At 66.7% G+C, this 17,806-nt stretch carries 16 protein-coding genes; 2 read left to right on the forward strand and 14 right to left on the reverse strand.

Annotation, left to right across the window (positions count from 1 at the left end; translation table 11 throughout):
* Positions 1–54 precede the first annotated feature (54 nt).
* Positions 55–1,515: a xylulokinase gene (gene xylB / locus AB4118_RS03290; RefSeq protein WP_441488383.1), complete on the reverse strand. Its 1,461-nt coding sequence runs from the start codon at positions 1,513–1,515 to the stop codon at positions 55–57.
* A gap of 209 nt (positions 1,516–1,724) precedes the next feature.
* Positions 1,725–2,765 (reverse strand): zinc-dependent alcohol dehydrogenase, encoded by a 1,041-nt coding sequence (locus AB4118_RS03295; protein WP_441488384.1) that lies wholly within the window; start codon positions 2,763–2,765, stop codon positions 1,725–1,727.
* A 216-nt stretch (positions 2,766–2,981) separates the two neighbouring features.
* On the opposite strand from AB4118_RS03295, the gene AB4118_RS03300 reads away from it, so the two are divergent.
* Positions 2,982–3,929, forward strand: coding sequence for a sugar-binding transcriptional regulator (locus AB4118_RS03300; RefSeq protein WP_441488385.1), 948 nt, complete (start codon positions 2,982–2,984; stop codon positions 3,927–3,929).
* A 20-nt stretch (positions 3,930–3,949) separates the two neighbouring features.
* Here AB4118_RS03300 and AB4118_RS03305 read toward each other — a convergent pair whose 3' ends face one another.
* Entirely contained in the window at positions 3,950–4,186 is a 237-nt protein-coding gene (locus tag AB4118_RS03305; RefSeq protein WP_441488386.1) for a DUF1127 domain-containing protein, read from the reverse strand.
* A gap of 127 nt (positions 4,187–4,313) precedes the next feature.
* Here AB4118_RS03305 and AB4118_RS03310 point away from each other — a divergent pair, with 127 nt between their 5' ends.
* On the forward strand, positions 4,314–5,828 hold the full coding sequence (locus tag AB4118_RS03310) for a winged helix-turn-helix domain-containing tetratricopeptide repeat protein (protein ID WP_441488387.1): 1,515 nt from the start codon (positions 4,314–4,316) through the stop codon (positions 5,826–5,828).
* A 28-nt stretch (positions 5,829–5,856) separates the two neighbouring features.
* Here the strand turns inward: AB4118_RS03310 and AB4118_RS03315 are convergent, their stop codons facing one another.
* The 11 genes from AB4118_RS03315 to AB4118_RS03365 form a co-directional block, all read right to left on the reverse strand.
* The gene (locus AB4118_RS03315; RefSeq protein ID WP_441488388.1) at positions 5,857–6,246 is read right to left on the reverse strand and encodes a GFA family protein; all 390 of its coding nucleotides are present in this window, start codon (positions 6,244–6,246) and stop codon (positions 5,857–5,859) included.
* Between the two features lie 74 nt (positions 6,247–6,320).
* Entirely contained in the window at positions 6,321–7,112 is a 792-nt protein-coding gene (locus tag AB4118_RS03320; protein WP_441488389.1) for an inositol monophosphatase family protein, read from the reverse strand.
* Complete coding sequence (locus AB4118_RS03325; protein WP_441488390.1) at positions 7,105–7,950, reverse strand: phosphodiesterase; 846 nt, start codon at positions 7,948–7,950, stop codon at positions 7,105–7,107. The genes AB4118_RS03320 and AB4118_RS03325 overlap by 8 nt, the downstream gene beginning before the upstream one ends.
* Before the next feature lie 92 nt (positions 7,951–8,042).
* Entirely contained in the window at positions 8,043–9,314 is a 1,272-nt protein-coding gene (locus tag AB4118_RS03330) for an ABC transporter substrate-binding protein (protein ID WP_441488391.1), read from the reverse strand.
* Between the two features lie 108 nt (positions 9,315–9,422).
* Positions 9,423–10,187 carry a carbohydrate ABC transporter permease gene (locus tag AB4118_RS03335; protein WP_441488829.1) on the reverse strand — a complete coding sequence of 255 codons (765 nt, stop codon included), beginning with the start codon at positions 10,185–10,187 and terminating at the stop codon, positions 9,423–9,425.
* Positions 10,188–10,297: 110 nt separating this feature from the next.
* On the reverse strand, positions 10,298–11,221 hold the full coding sequence (locus tag AB4118_RS03340) for a carbohydrate ABC transporter permease (RefSeq protein WP_441488392.1): 924 nt from the start codon (positions 11,219–11,221) through the stop codon (positions 10,298–10,300).
* Positions 11,222–11,223: 2 nt separating this feature from the next.
* Positions 11,224–12,405: an ABC transporter ATP-binding protein gene (locus AB4118_RS03345; protein WP_441488393.1), complete on the reverse strand. Its 1,182-nt coding sequence runs from the start codon at positions 12,403–12,405 to the stop codon at positions 11,224–11,226.
* 75 nt (positions 12,406–12,480) lie between these two features.
* Positions 12,481–13,302, reverse strand: coding sequence for a metallophosphoesterase family protein (locus AB4118_RS03350; protein WP_441488394.1), 822 nt, complete (start codon positions 13,300–13,302; stop codon positions 12,481–12,483).
* Between the two features lie 507 nt (positions 13,303–13,809).
* On the reverse strand, positions 13,810–14,946 hold the full coding sequence (locus AB4118_RS03355) for a M24 family metallopeptidase (RefSeq protein ID WP_441488395.1): 1,137 nt from the start codon (positions 14,944–14,946) through the stop codon (positions 13,810–13,812).
* On the reverse strand, positions 14,943–16,163 hold the full coding sequence (locus tag AB4118_RS03360) for a M20 family metallopeptidase (protein WP_441488396.1): 1,221 nt from the start codon (positions 16,161–16,163) through the stop codon (positions 14,943–14,945). Before AB4118_RS03360 ends, AB4118_RS03355 begins: the two co-directional genes overlap by 4 nt.
* A gap of 17 nt (positions 16,164–16,180) precedes the next feature.
* Positions 16,181–17,803 (reverse strand): dipeptide ABC transporter ATP-binding protein, encoded by a 1,623-nt coding sequence (locus AB4118_RS03365; protein ID WP_441488397.1) that lies wholly within the window; start codon positions 17,801–17,803, stop codon positions 16,181–16,183.
* Positions 17,804–17,806 lie beyond the last annotated feature (3 nt).

The following is a 17,806-nucleotide window of genomic DNA, read 5'->3' on the forward strand; positions in this document are numbered from 1 at the left end:
GATGCTCCGATCAAGAGCATCCGCTCGCATTTCTGTCAAATCCTGCAACCGCGCCTACTGCAGCGCGCGACTGAATTCAGCGGCGCTCTGCCAATCGTCGTAGCGCTCCCGATAGGCCGCAACGAGATCCCGCTGCGGATTGAAAATCTCGGGGCTGCCCAGGGGTTGGGTACAGATTTCGCCGGAGTTCTCGCCGGTGCAGGCCAGGCGGGCGAGCCGCGCCGCCCCGAAGGCGGCGCCGGTCTCGGTCTGAGGATAGCGATGCAATCTCATGTCCAGGACGCTGGCGAGGATGGAGAGCCACAGGCCCGAGCGCGCCCCGCCGCCAATGACCACGGCCTCCGCGATCGGCCCGCCCGCGCTTTCCAGCGCCGCCTTGCCGTCCCTGAATGCGAAGGCGACGCCCTCCAGCACCGCCTGCGTCATGGCATTGCGGCCGGTTTCGTGACCGAGGCGGGCGAAGCCGCCGCGCATCTGCGGGTCGTTATGGGGCGTGCGCTCGCCGGAGAGATAGGGCGTGAACAGCACCGGCGATGGCGCCGTGACGGTCTCGCCGAGCGCCGCCAGCAGTTCGGCCTCTGTATGCCCCGCCACGTTCGCCCACCAGTTCAGGCTCGCGGCGGCGGAGAGATGGACCGACATCTGGTGCCAGAGGCCGGGCAAGGCATGGCAGAAGGCATGAACGGCCCTGTCGGCCCGCGGCTCGAAACCGGCGGTGGTACGCCAGAGCACACCCGATGTGCCGAGCGACAGGAAACTCGCCCCGGCGGCGACGGCGCCCAAGCCAACCGCGCCGGCCGCATTATCGCCTGCCCCTCCGGCAAAGAGCGGCGGTGAATCAAAGCCGAGTTCGCGGGCGAGATCCGCGCGCATCCGTCCGGCGGGCTGTGAGCCCTCGACGAGGGCTGGCATCTGGCTGCGATCGAGCCCGGTCGCAGCAAGCATCCTCTGCGACCAGTCGCGGGAACCGACATCGAGCCAGAGCGTGCCTGATGCGTCCGACATCTCCTCGATCGCTTCCCCCGTCAGCACAAGGCGCAGATAGGCTTTCGGCAGCAGGACCTTTCGGATGCGCCGGAAGAGACCGGGCTCATGCCGGCGGACCCAGAGCAGCTTTGGCGCGGTGAAGCCCGGCATCGCGATGTTGCCGGTGATGGCGCGCGAGGCCGGCTCGGCCGCCTCAAGCGCGGCGCATTCCGCGCTGGCGCGGCCATCATTCCAGAGGATGCAGGGACGCAGCGGCCGGTCGGCCTCGTCCAGGAGAACCGCGCCATGCATCTGCCCGGAGAGCCCGATGCCCCGGCAGAGACGAAAGGCAGCCGGAGCAGCGTCCCTCAGGTCGTGCAAAGCGCCCAAGGCGGCGGCGACCCAATCGCCCGGCTCCTGCTCCGACCAGAGCGGCTGCGGACGATGCACGGTGAGCGCGCGCGCCGTATCGGCGACGACGCGTTGTTGCCCGTCGACCAGGATGGCCTTGAGCGACGAGGTGCCGAGATCGATGCCGATATAGCTCACGTCAGGCGCCACCTAGCCAGTGTCGGACGCCCATCATGTTTCCACGAGCGCTTCGGTCATCGGACCGGATATTGTGTCCGGTCTGATGATCTAAGCTTATGTGTTTGCATCGGCTTTCCCGAAAACCGCAATCCACTTTTCGGGCCGATGCTCTTATGTGCTTGCATCGGCTCTTCCGAAAACCGCGATTCACTTTTCGGGCCGATGCTCTAGCGCGCGTCATCAGCGGGCCCTCGCGGGTAGATCAGGCTCTTCACCATGCCGGGCTCATTGGCGGCGTGGCGACGAAAGGCGTCGGGCCCGTCGGCAAGCGAGAAGCGGTGGCTGACGACCGCATCGACATCGACCTTGCCCTGCGCGACGAGTTCGATCGCCCGGGGATAGACATGGCCCATGCGCCGCGAGAACTTGATGGTGAGGCCGCGCCGGCGGGCTTCGGCGGCGGGAACGACATAGCTGTCGCCATCGGGAATACCGACGAGCACGACCCGCCCGCCGATGCGCGCGGCGCGAATGGCATCGCGAAAGCCTTCCGGTGCATTGGTGGCCTCGACCACCAGCGGCATGCCCTCGCCCTTCGTCCAGTCCGCGATCTCGGCCACGCTGGCGCCGGCCTTGCTCGCGCCGAGCTTGAGCGCCAGCGCGCGCCGATGCTGCTGCGGATCGCAGGCCAGAATCTCGCCGACGCCGACGGCCCGGAGCACCTGCAGGATCAGGAGCCCGATCGGGCCGCAACCAATCAGCGCGACGCGTTCGAGCAGGCGGGGCTTGGCGAGGTCGACCGCGTGGATCGCGACGCCGAGCGGCTCCAGCATCACGGCATCGCTCGGCGTGAAGCGTTCCGGCACGGGAACGATCTGCGATTTCGGCACCCAGATCCGCTCGGTCATCGCGCCATCATGCGGGGGCGCACCGATGAACACGACCTCGGGGCAGAGATTGGGGTGGCCGTCACGGCAATGCTGGCACTGGCCGCAGGCCTGATTCGGATCGACCGCGACCAGTGCGCCCCGCGCCAGGCCAAGCTCCGGCAGGTCCTCGGTCAGCCAGCCGCTGAACTCGTGGCCCGGCACGAAAGGGGTGGCAATCACGGCCGAACCGATGCCGCCATCCTTGTAATAGTGCAGATCGCTGCCACAGAGGCCGACGGCCGCGACATCCAGCAGGGTTTCACTGGCAGCCCCCTCGCGCAGGTTGAACGGCGCGAAGCGCGCGTCACCCGCGGCGTGAAGAAAGATGGCGTGGGACATTCTGCAACGCACTCCGGCTTCGCTGGGTCTTCTACAAATGTATTTGTGTATTTACATTAGTGAAGGTCAAGGCAAATCCGCAGCGGCAGGCCGCATCGCTGTGCGTTGTCGCAGCAAACGAAAGCGATGTAAGCCCGGTGCAGGAACGCAATCTCGACCGATTCCGCCGCGAAGGGCTGGCGGTCTCGACGCCGCTCTCGCCCTTGGGATGACGCGATGCCGGAGGATCCGCAAACCCAGGTCAGGGCCGCCTGGCTCTATTACATGGAAGGCCTGACCCAGGCGGATATCGCCGACCGGCTGAAAATGACGCGGCTGCGGGTCAACCGCCTGCTGAACGAGGCGCGCAGCAGCGGGCTCGTGAATATCACGATCAATTCGCGGCTGGAGAGCTGCGTCAGGCTGGAACAGGCGCTGGTCGAGGCGTTCGGCCTCAAGGACGCGATCGTCGTGCCGACGCCGAGCGACCCGGCACAGATCTCCGCGCAGATCGGCAAGGCGGCCGGCGAGCTGGTCTCGCAGATCATCGACGAGCATCCCTCGGGCGTCTTCGGCGTCGGCTGGGGCGGGACGCTGCGCGAGACGATCCGGCATGTGCGGGCCGGCCAGTATCGCGACCTGACCGTGACCTCGATGATGGGCGGGCTGACCTATGGCATCGAAATCAACACGTTCGAGATCGCCAGCCATTTCGCCAGGCTCTGGCAGGCGGAGTGCCATTATCTGGCGGCACCGATCTATGCCGGCACGCCGCAATCGCGCGACACCATCCTGGCGCAGGACGTGTTCGAGGCCGCCTTCGCCCGCATCCGCGCGACCGATGTCGCGATCCTCAGCGCCGGTGATCTGAGCGAGCGCTCGCTTTTGGTGCGCTACGGGCTACCCGGCGATGTCGGCCCCAGGGAATTGGCGGAGCATGGTGCGGTCGGCGACATGCTCGGGCAGTTCATCGACGCTGAGGGCAACGCGATCGACCACCCGATCAACCGCCGCGCCATCGCCCTGCCCCTGGACGGCCTGCGCCGCATCCCGACCGTGATCCTGGCATCCGGCGGCACGAACAAGGCCGCGGTGATCGCAGCCGCACTCCGCGCCAGGCTGGCGTCCGTGGTGATCACCGATGAAGACGCCGCCGCGGCGGTGCTGGCGCTGCATCGTGGCTGACGCGTGAGCGCGCGAGGCGCTCATCGCCGCCAGAAGGGCTTGGCGATCTCGGCCTCGACCTGCCATGTCGTCAGGCCGATATCCCTGATCAGACGCGGATTCTCCTGCAGGTTCCGCGCGAGCTGCCAGCGGAAGCGCAGCCGCCAGCGCCAGGTCGTGAGAATGCTGCGCAGGCTCGCCAGACTGGACTGCAAACGCGACATGCCCGGCGGCGCGGCCCGGTGCGGGACTGAGGCAAGGGTACAAGATCCGTCCATGACAACCTCCATCCGGTTTGAGGGGTCGGGAGCCCTCGGCCTGAATGAGGTTGAAGACTGCGGGAGACGAGCAGCGTCGTACTTAAGCCAGCCCAAATAGTTCCAAAAACTTCCAAACGGGCTATAAATGCGCCGCATGCAGGGATCGCGCTTTGCCTTTGGTCCGTTCGTGCTTGATTCAGGTGCGGGAACGCTGCTTCGCAACGATGTCCCCGTTGCCCTTGGCCAGCGCGGGCTGAAACTGCTTGCGGCGCTCGTCGAGCGGCCCGGCGAAATCCTGGAGAAGGCCGCGCTGATGGATGCGGCCTGGCCGGGTACGGCCGTCGAGGAAGGCAATCTCACCGTCCAGATCGCGCAGTTGCGGAAGCTGCTGGGCCCGGGCGCCGATAGCGGCGAATGGATCGTGACCGTTCCGCGCGTCGGTTACCGCTTCACGGGGGCGATCGAACAGCTTGACGGCGCGAGGCGCGCCCCTTTGGCGCTGCCCGGGAAACCCTCGATCGCCGTTCTGCCCTTCGTCAATCTCAGCACCGATCCCGAGCAGGAATCCTTCGCCGATGGCTTGACCGAAGACCTGATCACCGACCTGTCCCGCAATGCCGGCCTGTTCGTCATCGCCCGCAACTCGGCCTTTGCCTATAAGGGCAAGGCGATGGATGTGCGCGCGATCGCAAGCGATCTTGGCGTGCGCTACCTGCTGGAGGGCAGCGCCAGACGCGCCGCGGGCCGCGTGCGCATCAACGCACAGCTGGTCGACGCGGTGAGCAGCGAACATCTCTGGGCGGAGCGCTTCGATCGCAGCCTGGAGGATATCTTTGCCGTCCAGGACGAGGTCACCGGCAAGATCGTCGAGGCCCTGCTCGGCCGGCTCAGCGCCCCGCCGCCGCGCAACCGGCCCAAAAACCTCGAGGCCTATGACCTCTGCGTGCGGGCGCGCAAGCTGATCGATGAATCCCCGCAGACGGCGCGGGAAGCGCATCTGATGCTGACGCGCGCGGTTTCGCTCGATCCGGACTACGCCGAGGCCTATCGCTGGCTGGCCATGAACCACTGGATGGGCTGGGTGCATTGGGGCGAGCCGATGGAACCCGCCCGCAGCACCGGCCTGGCCCTGGCGCGCAAGGCGGTGGCGATCGACCCCAATGATGCCGGCTGCCGCTGGGTCCTGGCCTATCTGCTGGCCTATGACCGCAGCTTCGCCGAGGCGGATGCAGAATTCGCCCGGGCGATCGACCTCGACCCGAACGAGGCCGATATCTTTGCGACATTATCCGACATCGCGGTCCTCGCCGGGCGGACCGAGGACGGCCTCGCGCATATCGGCAAGGCGTTCCGGTTGAACCCGTATCCGGCGGGCTGGTACTATCTGACGCTCGGCCAGGCGCAATATGCAGCGGGCGACTACGAAGCCGCCGTCGAGACGCTGCGCAAGGACGAGACCTATCGCACGAGCTCACGCCGCTTCCTGGCGGCAAGCCTGGCCCAGCTCGGCCGGCTCGACGAGGCCGGCTCCGAGGCCGCGCTGTTCCTCGTCGGCAATCCGCATTTCACGACCAGGCACTGGGCCGCGACGGAGCCCTTCCGCGACGCCCGGACGCTCGCGCATTTCGTTGATGGCTTCCGCAAGGCCGGTCTGCCCTGACGTCGCTGGCGTGCACCGTTCCTGCGCCCTATTCCTCACGCCCCGGGGCGTCGCGATCGCGCTCGTAGCGTCTCGCAAGCGGAAAGGGCGGCAACCAGGATTCGCGCCGGATGATCCAGCTTTCATAGGTCGGCATCAGCTGGTCCGGGGCATCGAGCGAGCCCAGATTGACTTCGATTTCATCGCCGCTGCGTCCGAACAGGGGCGAACCGCAACGGGGGCAGAAGAAGCGCCCGCGATAGTCGCGGGTTTCGCCCTCGACCGTCACCGCATCCTCAGGAAACACCGCGGACGCATGGAACAGGGCGCCATGATATTTGCGGCAGTCGAGACAATGGCAGAGGCCGACGCGGTAGGGGCGGCCCGAGGCCACGATCCGGACATTGCCGCACCGACAGCCGCCCGTGAAACGGTCCATGCTGCGTCTCCTCGCGAGGTCAAGCCGCCGGAATGGTTACAGCGATCCCTGGGAAGCGTCCATGCGAGTGGGGCTCAGGCGCCCCTGATCGCCTCCAGGAGCTCCTCATGGATCAACCCGTTCGAGACGACCTTCTCCAGGTCCTCGTCGCGTGAATCCTGTCCGCCGACCGTCGTGACCTTGCCGCCGGCCGCGCGCACCAGCGGCATGGCGGCGGCGTGCGAGACGATGTCGGCCTTCAGCCCGATGAAGGCATCGAGCCGGCCTGCCGCCACCAGCGACATTTCAAGCCCGCCGGAGACGATGACGCGCACGCCGCGGCAGAGGCCCGACAGCCGCCGGATGACGGCGCAGGTCCGCTCCGTATCCTCAATCGAATAATGCGAGGTCAGGCAGATCGAGACGACCGCGTCGGCAAGGCTCTTGGTCCGGGAGACGGCGGCAGGCTCTCCATTGATGCTCGCGACGGAACCTTCGGCATAGCGCGCGACCAGCCCGGCGAGCGGGGCATGGGTCAGGCCGAGCACGGTGCGGCCCTCTTCCTGATAGGCGAGCGTCACCGAGAACCAGGGCAGGCCGCCGGCATAGTTCACCGTGCCGTCGAGCGGGTCGATGATCCAGCAGGGCGCGTCGGACGCGCCGGAGAAGCCGGCCTCCTCGGAGAGGATCGCCGCCTCCGGCGTCAACCGGCGCAGGCCCGCGATGACGAGACGCTCCGAGGCGAGATCGGCGGCGGTGACGACATCGCGCAATTCCTTGCGCGTCACGGAAAGCTGCTCGCCCTGCATCGCGACCAAGAGATCGGCGGCCTCGCGCGCCAGCGCGCCGGCCTGTTCGAGAAGGGAAATCAGGCGCTGGTCAGACATGGGCTGCCACCGCCTGCTGCTTGCCGGGATAGGCGGGGTCGAGCACGAAGGGCCGGCGCGGGCCGAAATCGCCGATCGGCTGGAGATGGCTGACCAGGCCGGTCTCCGGTTTCCAGACATGGATCGCGAGCGCGGGCGGCTCCATGACGAACCAGTTCTCCGTGCCCGGGCACAGGTCGAGCGCGACCTGATGGGCGGTGCCCGGCGCGACAAAGCCGATCGTGCCGGCGAAACGAAGCTGGATCGGGCGATGGTAATGGCCGCAAAGCACCCGCTCGATCTCGGGATGACGGGCGATCAGCGCGACAAAACCCGGCGAGACCCGGCAGGGCATGATGTCCATGCCGTCGACGCCGACCGCGAAGGGCGGGTGATGCATGAAGATCAGCGTCGGGCGGCCGCGCCCCTCGGCAAGGCGCTCAGCGAGCCAGGCCTCGCGCTCGGCACAGATCTCGCCGCCATCCTCGCCGGGAATGACCGTATCGAGCCCGATCAGCCGGACCGGGAAGTCCTCGATTACGTAGTGCAGGAAGCCGCTCTTCGGCAGGTAAGAACCGCCCTCCCCGAGCACGGAAGCGAAGACCTCGCGCCGGTCATGGTTGCCGGGCACGGCATAGACCGGCATCGGCAGCCGCGCGAGCTCGGCGCGGACGATCTCGTATTCCTCCGGCAGCCCGCAATCGCAGAGATCGCCGGTGACGAGCACGCAATCCGGCCGGGGCTCCAGCGCCAGCACCGCGTCGATCGCCCGTCGCGTCGCAGCATTGGTGTCGACGATGCCATAGGCCGGCTGGCCATGCGGGCGCACATGGAAGTCGCTGAGCTGGGCGATGATCATGAGGGCTCCGTAGGGCCAGGCAAGGATGATCGAAAGGATTTGCCGCCCGGCTGGCGCCGGGCGGCGTGGAGCGAAGCGTCAGGCGCGCCTGTTCACTTCATCAGCGCTTCGGTCTCGGAGACGATGCGCTCGATGCCGGCCTTGGGCTGGATGTCGCCGCGCATCACGCCGGAGATCACCTCGCGCTGTTGGCGCCAGATGCGGACCGAGTTGCCGCCGGGATAGCCTTCCCAGGGAGCAGCGCGCTGGACCTGGCCGTTGATCGTCCGGAAATTGGCGTTGTCCTTGTAGAACGGACCGAGATACGCGTCCCCGCCGGCGCGCAGGTTGGTCGGCATGTAGCCGGCGGTCTCGACGACGATCTTCTGGGCCTCGGGGCCGGTCACGAACTTGATGAATTCCCAGGCCGCCTTCTGCTTGGCTGAATCCTTCGCCGTGATCAGCGCGGCGTTGCCGCCGGTCGGCAGCTTGCCCTTGGCCTTGTCATCGACCGGGAAGAGCGCGGTCTTCAGGGTGAAGCGGTCGCCGATCAGGTCGGTGACCTGGCGCAGCCGTGCCGGCGTGTCGAAGAAGATGCCGATCTTGCCGGCGATGAACTGCTGGCGCGACTGGTCCCAGTCGATCACCGGCATGCCGCCTTCCGTGACGAGACTGCGCAGCAGGCCCAGCGTCTTCTCGCCCACCTCGCCGCCGAAGGCGACTTTCTTGCCGTCGGGCGACAGCATGGAATGGCCGCCCTGCAGGATCACGCCGCGCCAGAGCCAGTCGTCGGGCCAGTCATGGATATTGTAGGCGAGACCGGCGGTGTCGCCGCTACGGATCTTTTTGGCGAGCGCAACCACCTCGGCCCAGGTGTCGGGCAGTTTGTCGGGGTCGCCGCCCGCCTTCTTCACCAGCTCGGCATTGACATACATCAGCGGTGTCGAGGCGTTGAAAGCAAGGCCAGCCTGCTTGCCGCCGACCTGGCCGAGCGCGAGCAGCGCGTCGGAGTAATTCGCCTTGCGCCAGTCTTCCGGCTCCCCCTTCAGCAGCGGGCCGAGATCGACGACCTGCTTGCGCTTGTCGAGCGTCTCGACCAGTTCGCTCAAGAGATGGAAGCCGGAATAATAGACATCCGGCAGCTGGTTGGTGACGGACTGACGCAGCATCGCCTGATGCCCCTCGTCATAGCTCGCCGCCGGCGCGCGGAAATTGATCTTGATCTTGGGGTGCGCCTTCATGAATTCCGCGGCTATCGGCTCGTGGAACTTGGCGAAGGCCGGGAAGGCATAGAGCACGTCGAGCGTGACATCCTGGGCGCGGACGGCCGTGGATGCGACGAGGGCGAGCGCTGCCGCAGCAAGCGCCTTGCCAAAGGGTTTCATGTTTGATCTCCGTGACATGGACAGCGAAGCTGCCGGGTTGAATCGATGCGTCAGGCCTGAGCGTCTTGCGGTTGGAGCTTGGCAGTGCCGGTCCTTGTCGGAGCCTGCCTACTTCACCCCGGTCATCGTGATGCCGTCGATAAACCTCCGTCTGGCGATGAGGAAAGCGAGGACGAGCGGCGCGGTCAGGATCGTCGCCGCGGCAGTGAGCGCGCCGTAATTCGAGCCGGTCTCGGCATCGGCGAAGAACATCATCCCGAGCGGCGGCGGGGCGAGCTTGGCATCGGAAATGACGATCAGCGGCCAGTACAGGTCGTTCCAGTGCGCCACCGCCGAGAAGACCGAGAAGGCGGCGATGGCCGGCCAGGCGCTTGGCGTCACGATGCGCCAGACGATCTCGAACTCACTCATGCCGTCGAGCCTTGCCGCGTTGATGATGTCGTCCGGGAAGCTGCGGAAGAACTGGCGGAACAGGAAGATGGCGAAGACCGAGAGGAAGAACGGCACCATCATCGAGAAATAGGTGTTGAGCAGGCCGAGCTGGGCGAGCGCGATATAGAGCGGCATGGCCGGCACCTGCACGGGGATGCAGAGCCCGAGCAGCACCAGGACGAAGAGCGCGTTGCGGCCGGGAAAGTTCAGCTTCGCCAGGGCATAGGCGCAGGGAATGGCCACCAGCAGTTGCACGACGAGGATGCCGGCGCAGAGGATGACGCCGTTCAGCGCGAAGCGGAGCAGCGGCGCCTTCTCCATCGCGAAACCGTAATTCTGCAGGCCGTAGAACTGCTTTGGCCAGAGCGAGATCTCGGCGCTGAAGATCTCGGCCGGCGGCTTGATCGAGGTCACCAGCATCCAGATGAAGGGCGCCAGCATGAAGATGGCGCCCGCGATCAGCACGCCATGGACCAGGGCGAGCGAAAGGAAACGGCGCAGCACCGAATGCACGGGCGTGACGGCGGCGGGGGCAAGCGCAGGAGCGGCCATCAGTAATGCACCTTCTTGTCCAGCGCGAAGGTCTGCACGGCCGAGAAGACGAGGATGAAGGCGAGGAAGATGAAGGTCAGCGCCGCGGCATAGCCGGTGTGGAAATACTGAAAGCCTTCGAGATAGATGTTGTAGAGCAGCACCTCGGTGGAGCCGACCGGGCCACCGCGCGTCATCACCGCCACCGTGTCAAAAATCTTGAAGGCGGTGATCATCGTGGTGACGAGCACGAACATCGTTGTCGGCCCGAGCAGCGGCCAGGTGATGGTAAGGAAGCGGTCGATGCCGCTGGAGCAGCCATCGATATCGGCCGCCTCGTAGAGATCGCGCGGGATCGCGGTCAGCCCGGCGAGGAACAGGATCATGTTGAAGCCGAGCAGCTGCCAGATGCCGATCACGGCCAGCGTCGCCAGCGCCGTCGATGGCTCGCTCAGGAAGGCGACCGGCGCAAAGCCGAGCCATTTCAGGAGACCATTGACCGGGCCGAGCGAGGGGTGGAGCAGGAACTGCCAGACGGTCGCCATCGCGATCAGCGTCGAGGTCACCGGCAGGAAATAGATCACCTCGTAGAAGGACCGGCTGCGGCGGCGCCGATGCACCATGACCGCGATCAGCAGCGCGCCGAAGACGCCGCCCGGCACGACGATCGCGACATAGAGCAAGGTGTTGACGACAGAGCGCCGGATGATCGGATCGGCCGGCGCCTTCTGGAAATTGGCGAGGCCGACCCAGTCCATGTCGACGCCGCCGAACTCGTAATTCGTCAGGCTGAGCAGCATCAGCACCGCAAGCGGCAGCAGGATCGTCAGCAGCAGCAGGATGAAGGCCGGCAGCGCGAAGCCGAGCCCGGTCAGCCGCTCGATCAAGGCCCGCCGGCGGGCGACTGGCGCGAAAGCGGCGGGCGATGAGAGGGCAAGCGTCATGCTCAGGCCCTCAGCGGCACGACGGAGGCGCCGCCCTGCCCGCGCGGCTCGAGCCTGTCGCCGTCGGCATCGAAGATATGGCTCGCCGCTTCATCGAAGCCGAGCGTGACCTCGGCCGCCTCGTTGACGCCGGCGGCGACCGCGGGGCTCGCGCGCATGGTGACGCCCGGTGCATCGCGCCCGGCGAGATCGAAATGCAGGATATATTCGGAGCCGAGATTCTCCTTGCGCCTGAGCCGCGCCGAGAACCAGGCGCGGCCTGCGCCGGCCGGCTCGCCATGGATAAGCGTCAGCGCCTCCGCGCGGATGCCGAGGGTGACCGCCTGCCCCGCCGCCGGCGCCACCGCAAGCGCCATTGGCCGGCCAAACAATTCGAGGCGGCCTGCAGTGCCGACCGTCGCGGGCAGGAGGTTGATCGCCGGGCTGCCGATGAACTGCGCGACCTTGAGCGAGGCCGGTTTCTCATAGAGCTGCGAAGGCGTGCCGAGCTGCAGAATCTCGCCTGAATCCATCATCGCGACGCGGTCCGACATCGTCATCGCCTCGACCTGGTCATGCGTGACATAGATGAAGGTCGCGCCCAGGCGCTTGTGCAGCTCCGCCAGCTCGGTGCGCATATGGACGCGCAGCTTGGCGTCGAGATTGGACAGAGGCTCGTCCATCAGGAAGACATCGGGGCTGCGCACCATGGCGCGCCCGAGCGCAACGCGCTGGCGCTGGCCGCCCGAGAGCTGGGCCGGCTTGCGGTCGAGCAGATGGCCGAGCTGGAGCTGGGTCGCGACCGCGTCGACATCCGTCATGATGCCGGCCATGGCCTTGCGCCGCTGGCCCGAGAGCAGGCGGAGCAGCGGCAGGCGCTGCCAGAGTTTCAGCCGCGCCATCGTCAGCGGCAGCGCGATATTCGCCCGCACGCTCATATGCGGATAGAGCGCATAGGACTGGAACACCATCGCGACGCGCCGCTCATGCGGGCGCAGATGATCCACGCTGGCCCCGCCAATGGCGACGCTGCCGGAATCCTGCTGTTCCAGCCCGGCGATGATCCGGATCAGGGTCGATTTTCCGCAGCCGGAGGGGCCGACCAGCGTCAGGAATTCGCCATCGGCAATGTCGAGTTCGACCCCGCCGAGCACCTGTGTCGGCCCAAACGCCTTGGCGATGGAAGACAGTGCGACTGTGGCCATGTCGTTCGCCTCTTGAACTGTGAGGGATGGCGGGGCGGTGTCGAACGCGGCCGCGAGGCGCGGCCGACGGCGTCGTCAGGCGGCGCGCGGCGGGTAGACCTCGTGGATCACATCGTCGATCCAGAGCGTTGTCAGCGCGGGAATTTCATGGATCGCGGCGGTGAAATCCCGACCGTCGAAGCTATAAGTGACGGCGCCGAGCGTGCTTGAACCGGCCATGCCGGGCTGCAATTCGGGGCCGACGACGAAGCCCGAGGACGGCCCCCAGATGTAGCGCGTGCCATCGATCATGAAATCATGGGCCCGGTGCAGATGGCCGCTGGCGACGAAGGCGACGTCATGCCTCCGCACGAGATCGAGCAGATGGGCCCGGGGCCTCGGCGGCACGCTCCAATAGCCCTTGTCGCCTTCATCCGGCGTCTCGACGAAGAGCGGCCGGTGCAGGAACCAGCCGAGACGGCGCCCCTCGGCCTCGGCGATCTCGCGCTCGAGCCAGGCGAGCTGGCGCTCCTCATCCGCCTCGTCGCTGCCGAACAGCATGGAATTCAGGCCGATCAGCCTGAAGCCCTCGATATCGCGGCTCCAGAAATCCGCGCCGAGATGGCTGCGCCAGCGCGCGAGACGCTCTGCATTGACCGGCTGATGCGGATGCCAGGCCTCGCCGACATCATGATTGCCGGGAATGCTCAGCACCGGCAAGCCGAGCCCGTCCAGCAATTCGCGGCAATGGCGCATATCCTCGTCGACATCGGCGCCATCGACCGTGACATCCCCGGTATGAATGACGAGGTCCGGCCCCTGCCCCGCCAGCCAGGCTCTCAGCGGCTCCCAGTTGCAGGCAAAATGCGGCTTGCCCGGGCTGAGATGGGTGTCGGAAATCTGCACGAGCCGCTGCATGGTCCCCTCCCAAAGGGCGCTCCCGGTAGGAAGCGGCCTGCCGCCGTCAGATGCAGGGCAGTGCTTTTGCAGTGGATCATACAAATGAATGTTTTATGACACAAATGTATTTTGCGAGATGACGTGGCTTGCCGCGCGGGCGTTGTGCACCGGGCTGGAGGCGCTCGGTCACCGCAGGTTCGGCCGGCTGAGGGGGGGATCAGAGGGTGGCGCCGACCACGCGCCCCTCAGCGGCGCCTGCGCCGGACCGAACGCCCGGCCTTGATCTCTAGCCTACGGAACCGCACGCCTCGCCCACGCCAGAGATCGCCCACGCGGCGCGGGGACGAGCCGCCTTGCCCTCTCCGTTCGCAGGCGTTCGACTTTGCAGCCACACCCGTCCGTATTGCGTCAAGTTCCAACATTCGGCGCCTGTTGCTGAGCGGACATTCGCCGCAACATTGGAGCCAAGGGCACCTTACCAAATCGCAATCCGGACCCAGACCGAAACCGATGAAGGACGAAGCTTCAATGCACGGTGCTTGAGAGCAGCTTGCGGGGCAGCGAGCTCATTCTCCTGCAGCCATCGGTTTCGACTACGATGGTTTCGCTGAATCCCAGGCCGCCGGCCGTCACATACATGTGAAAGACCATGCCCTCTTCGAGTCTCCAGCGCGCGTTCGGCAGGAACACGCGAGAGAAGTCGCTGGGCCGCGGGGTGCGGGCGTAGAGGCCGAGCGTGTAGCCGGTGACGTTATCGTAGGCAGGACGCAAACCCTCACGAAGCACGGCTTCACGCAGCACGGCATCGATCTCGCAGGCCAGGGCGCCCGGACGCATGGCTGCGAACTGCTCGTCCTGGAGCGCGACCAGACGCTCGGCGAGCAGTGAAAGTCCACGCTCGTCCCCGCCGATAAGCACCGGACGCATCAGTCGGGCGCCGTAATTGCGCAGTTTCGGGATCAGTTCGACATGGAGGATGTCGCTCTCGCCGAGCGGCTGCGCCGTCATCACGCCGTGCAGGAATTCGTGGTCGCCAATGCCGGGCAGGATCGGGCCGGTTTCGCCTGTATCGGCGCCGTTCTCGAGAAAGCAGGCAGCGGCGACGGCTGAGGCTGCCCTTGGCGAAAGCCCGGGCCGCGCCCTTTCCGCGATTGACCTCATCGCCTTGTCGGCGATGCTGGCGGCCTGGCCGATCTGGTTGATCTCGGCCGGCGACTTCACGGCCCGGAGCAGGTCGCTCGCCTGCGGCAGGTCGACAAAGCGAGCCTGCGGCAGAAGCGCCGCGAACCGGTCGCGCGTCGCGGCCGTAAAGCCATAGGAGAGATGATCGGCGTCGATCCGCGCGTTGCCGAGGCCCCGTCGACGGATTTCATCGGCCATCACGGCGTGGGGCTCAGCCGTATCGGGAAACCCGACGATATCGGCAAACCAACAGGCGGCGCGGCAGGGCCCGGCGTCGAGCTCCCGCAGGACGAACCACGGCTCGCCCTCGAGCGGCAGGAAAGCCGCGCGATACATTGTCTCCGAGACCGTGAAGCCTGTCAGCCATGCCAAGCATTCGGCATGGTCGACCAGCAGAAGCTCCGCGCCGACTTCCGCCATCGCGGCGCGGGCACGCGCCACCCGCCCCGCAAATTCCTCGCGCGAGAAGAGCGGGCTCACGCCACCTCGCAGATATCCAGGATGGTCAGCATGTAGATGCGGACCATGTCGAGGAAGTCGCGGATCTCGACGCGCTCGTCGGGCATGGTGTTGTAGCGCCCGCCGGGCCCGCAGACGATGCCTTCCATACCGGCTTCGGCATAGAGATGGCCGGCATCGGTGCCGAAGAAGCCCGGCGGCTTGATCGCGCCGGTCGGCTGCTTTTCGCCGCGCACCGCCTCATAGGCCGCATTGACCGTCTTGACGATGCGCGCGTCCCTGGCGACCTCGAAGGCCGGCATCGACTGGTGGCCTTCCTTCTTCTCGATGCGGATCGTGGTCTTCAGGCCGGGGAAGCGGGCCTCCAGCGCGGCGAGCTCGCGCTGCATGTCGGCGAGCGCGCCTTCTTGCGTCTGGCCGGGCGCATAGCGGCCGGAACCCTTGAGCTTGCAATAGTCGGCGACCTGCGGCGCGCGCCACTCGTGCAGTTCCTTGCCGAGCGCGCCATGGACGACGCCGACATGGACGCGGTTGATCGATTCATGCTCGGCGGTCAGAGCGCCGGAGAAGGTCATGCCGTTCAGCCGCGGGATCAGGTCGCAGGCCGCCATGACCGCGTCGACCGCCTGCTCGCGCTTCGAGAGATGGCGCGTGTTGCCGACGAGTTCGATGACGAAGGAGAAGGCGCAGGCGTGCATGGTCACGGCCTGCACGTCGGTCGGCTCGCTGTTGACGAAATAGTCGGCGCGGATGCCGCTGCGGATCGCAGCGACGGTGCCGACCCCGCCCTGAAGCTCGCCGACGACATAAGTCAGGACGACGTCGCCCTTCAGCTTCACGCCGGCATCGAGCAGCGTCTTCACCGCGCAATAGGAGGCCGCGTCGCCCGCCTTCATGTTGGATACGCCGATGCCGTAGATGAACTCGTCGTCGACGAGCCCGCCCCAGGGATCGACCGTCCAGCCCTCGGTTGCCGGGTTGGTGTCGAGATGGCCGTTGAACATCAGGCTCTTGCCGCCGCCTGTCCCCTTCCAGCGCCCGATGGCATTGGCGCGGCGGCCCTCATCGAAGGCCTGCGCCTCCGCCTCGATGCCCATCGCCTTCATCTGGTCGACGACATGATGGACGAGCGCCCGCTCGCCGTCGGTCTCGGAATAGCTCTTGTGCCTCGCCCAGTCTGAGAGGAGCGCGAGGCAGGCCTTCTCATCGAGGGAATGGATCAGGTCGCGGGGATTCATCGTCAGGGCCTCGAATGTCAGGCTGCCGCCGCGGCCGGAGCCGGCACGGCGTCGAGCAGGGAGCGGGTATAGGGGTGGAGGGTTCCGTCGGTCAGCGCGGTGACATCGACGAGGTCGACGAGGTCGCCGCGATACATCACCGCGACCCGGTGAGCGATCTGCCGCACCAGGTTGAGATCGTGGGTGATGAAGAGATAGGCCGTGCCGAAGCGCTTCTGCAGGTCGACCAGGAGCTCGACCACCGAGGCCTGCACGGAGACATCGAGCGCCGAGGTGATCTCGTCGCAGATCACGAGTTTTGGCTTCGAGGCGAAGGCGCGCGCGATCGCGACGCGCTGCTTCTCGCCGCCGGAAAGCTGATGCGGATAACGGTCCGCGAAAGCGGCCGGCAGCCTGACCTGCTCCAGCAGTTCGCCGATAGCAGCCGCATCCTTGCGCGCGCCCGGCTCGCCATAGAGTTCGAGCGGCCGCGACAGGATCTCGCGAATGCGCTGGCGCGGATTGAGCGAGGAATCCGGATGCTGGAAGATGATCTGGACGTCGCGGCGATAGGCGCGGTCCATGTCGTGGAGCCCCGCGATCCGGCGCCCGGCGAAGCGGATCTCGCCCTCGAAGCGGTTGAGGCCGGTCATCGCCCTGGCGAGCGTCGACTTGCCCGAACCGGACTCGCCGACGATGCCGAGGATCTCGCCCGGCATCACCGAGAGGCTGACCTCGCGATTGCCGGTGAACTGAGTGTTGGCGCGCCCGAGCAGCCGGCCGAGAAAGGGTTTGCGGCCGTAATGGACGCTGACCTTCTCGACCTCGACCAGCGGCGTGCCGGCGGCAGGCTTCGCCGTCTCGACGAGGCGGTGGTCGGGCCGGGGCACGGCGGCGAGCAGCTTTTGCGTATAGGCGTCGCGCGGGCGGGCGAAGACTTCGCCGACCGCGCCCTGCTCGACGATCTTGCCGCGATGGATCACCGCGACCTTGGTCGCGATCTGCGAGACGAGCGCGAGATCATGCGAGATATAGAGCGAGGCGACGCCGGTCTCAGCCTGCAGTTCCTTGAACAGGTCGAGGATCTGGCGGGCCGTGATCACGTCGAGCGCCGTCGTCGGTTCGTCGAAGATGATGCATTCCGGCTGGCAGGCGAAGGCGGTCGCGATGACGACGCGCTGCTTCTCGCCACCCGAGGCCTCGTGCGGATAGCGTCGCATCATCTGGCCGGGCACCTTCAGGCCGACATGGGCGAGACGCTCCTCGCCCTCGGCCCAGGCCTGCCTGGGCGTCAGGCCGCGATGGCGCACCAGCACCTCGGCCAGTTGCGTACCAAGCGAGAGCGTCGGGTTAAGCGAGGTGCTCGGATCCTGGAAGACCATGCCGATGCGCTTGCCGCGGATCGCCTCGATCTCGTCTTCCGAGACCTTCAGCAGATCCTGCCCGGTCAGCCGGATGGCACCGGCCTCGCGCGCGCTCTTCGGCAGGTGGCGCATGATCGCCCAGGCGAGCGAGGTCTTGCCCGAGCCGGATTCGCCGACGAGGCCGAGCACCTCGCCCCGGGCGATGGAGAGCGTCACGTCGTCGAGCGCGCGGGTAAAGCCCGCAGGCGTCGCGTAGTCGAGGCCGTAGCCGGCAATGTCGAGGATCGGGGTCGCCATCAC

The sequence above is a fragment of the Allobosea sp. 2RAB26 genome (assembly GCF_052115465.1).
GTDB lineage: Bacteria > Pseudomonadota > Alphaproteobacteria > Rhizobiales > Beijerinckiaceae > Allobosea.

What these genes read in the sequence shown, in the direction of transcription:
- AB4118_RS03345 (WP_441488393.1), bottom strand. Translation starts at nt 12,405, where the DNA reads ATGGCCACAGTCGCACTGTCTTCCATCGCCAAGGCGTTTGGGCCGACA.
- AB4118_RS03350 (WP_441488394.1), bottom strand. Translation starts at nt 13,302, where the DNA reads ATGCAGCGGCTCGTGCAGATTTCCGACACCCATCTCAGCCCGGGCAAG.
- AB4118_RS03335 (WP_441488829.1), bottom strand. Translation starts at nt 10,187, where the DNA reads ATGCTGGCGCCCTTCATCTGGATGCTGGTGACCTCGATCAAGCCGCCG.
- AB4118_RS03330 (WP_441488391.1), bottom strand. Translation starts at nt 9,314, where the DNA reads ATGAAACCCTTTGGCAAGGCGCTTGCTGCGGCAGCGCTCGCCCTCGTC.
- AB4118_RS03365 (WP_441488397.1), bottom strand. Translation starts at nt 17,803, where the DNA reads ATGGCGACCCCGATCCTCGACATTGCCGGCTACGGCCTCGACTACGCG.
- AB4118_RS03310 (WP_441488387.1), top strand. Translation starts at nt 4,314, where the DNA reads ATGCGCCGCATGCAGGGATCGCGCTTTGCCTTTGGTCCGTTCGTGCTT.
- AB4118_RS03320 (WP_441488389.1), bottom strand. Translation starts at nt 7,112, where the DNA reads ATGTCTGACCAGCGCCTGATTTCCCTTCTCGAACAGGCCGGCGCGCTG.
- AB4118_RS03360 (WP_441488396.1), bottom strand. Translation starts at nt 16,163, where the DNA reads ATGAATCCCCGCGACCTGATCCATTCCCTCGATGAGAAGGCCTGCCTC.
- AB4118_RS03305 (WP_441488386.1), bottom strand. Translation starts at nt 4,186, where the DNA reads ATGGACGGATCTTGTACCCTTGCCTCAGTCCCGCACCGGGCCGCGCCG.
- AB4118_RS03325 (WP_441488390.1), bottom strand. Translation starts at nt 7,950, where the DNA reads ATGATCATCGCCCAGCTCAGCGACTTCCATGTGCGCCCGCATGGCCAG.
- AB4118_RS03295 (WP_441488384.1), bottom strand. Translation starts at nt 2,765, where the DNA reads ATGTCCCACGCCATCTTTCTTCACGCCGCGGGTGACGCGCGCTTCGCG.
- AB4118_RS03340 (WP_441488392.1), bottom strand. Translation starts at nt 11,221, where the DNA reads ATGACGCTTGCCCTCTCATCGCCCGCCGCTTTCGCGCCAGTCGCCCGC.
- AB4118_RS03300 (WP_441488385.1), top strand. Translation starts at nt 2,982, where the DNA reads ATGCCGGAGGATCCGCAAACCCAGGTCAGGGCCGCCTGGCTCTATTAC.
- AB4118_RS03315 (WP_441488388.1), bottom strand. Translation starts at nt 6,246, where the DNA reads ATGGACCGTTTCACGGGCGGCTGTCGGTGCGGCAATGTCCGGATCGTG.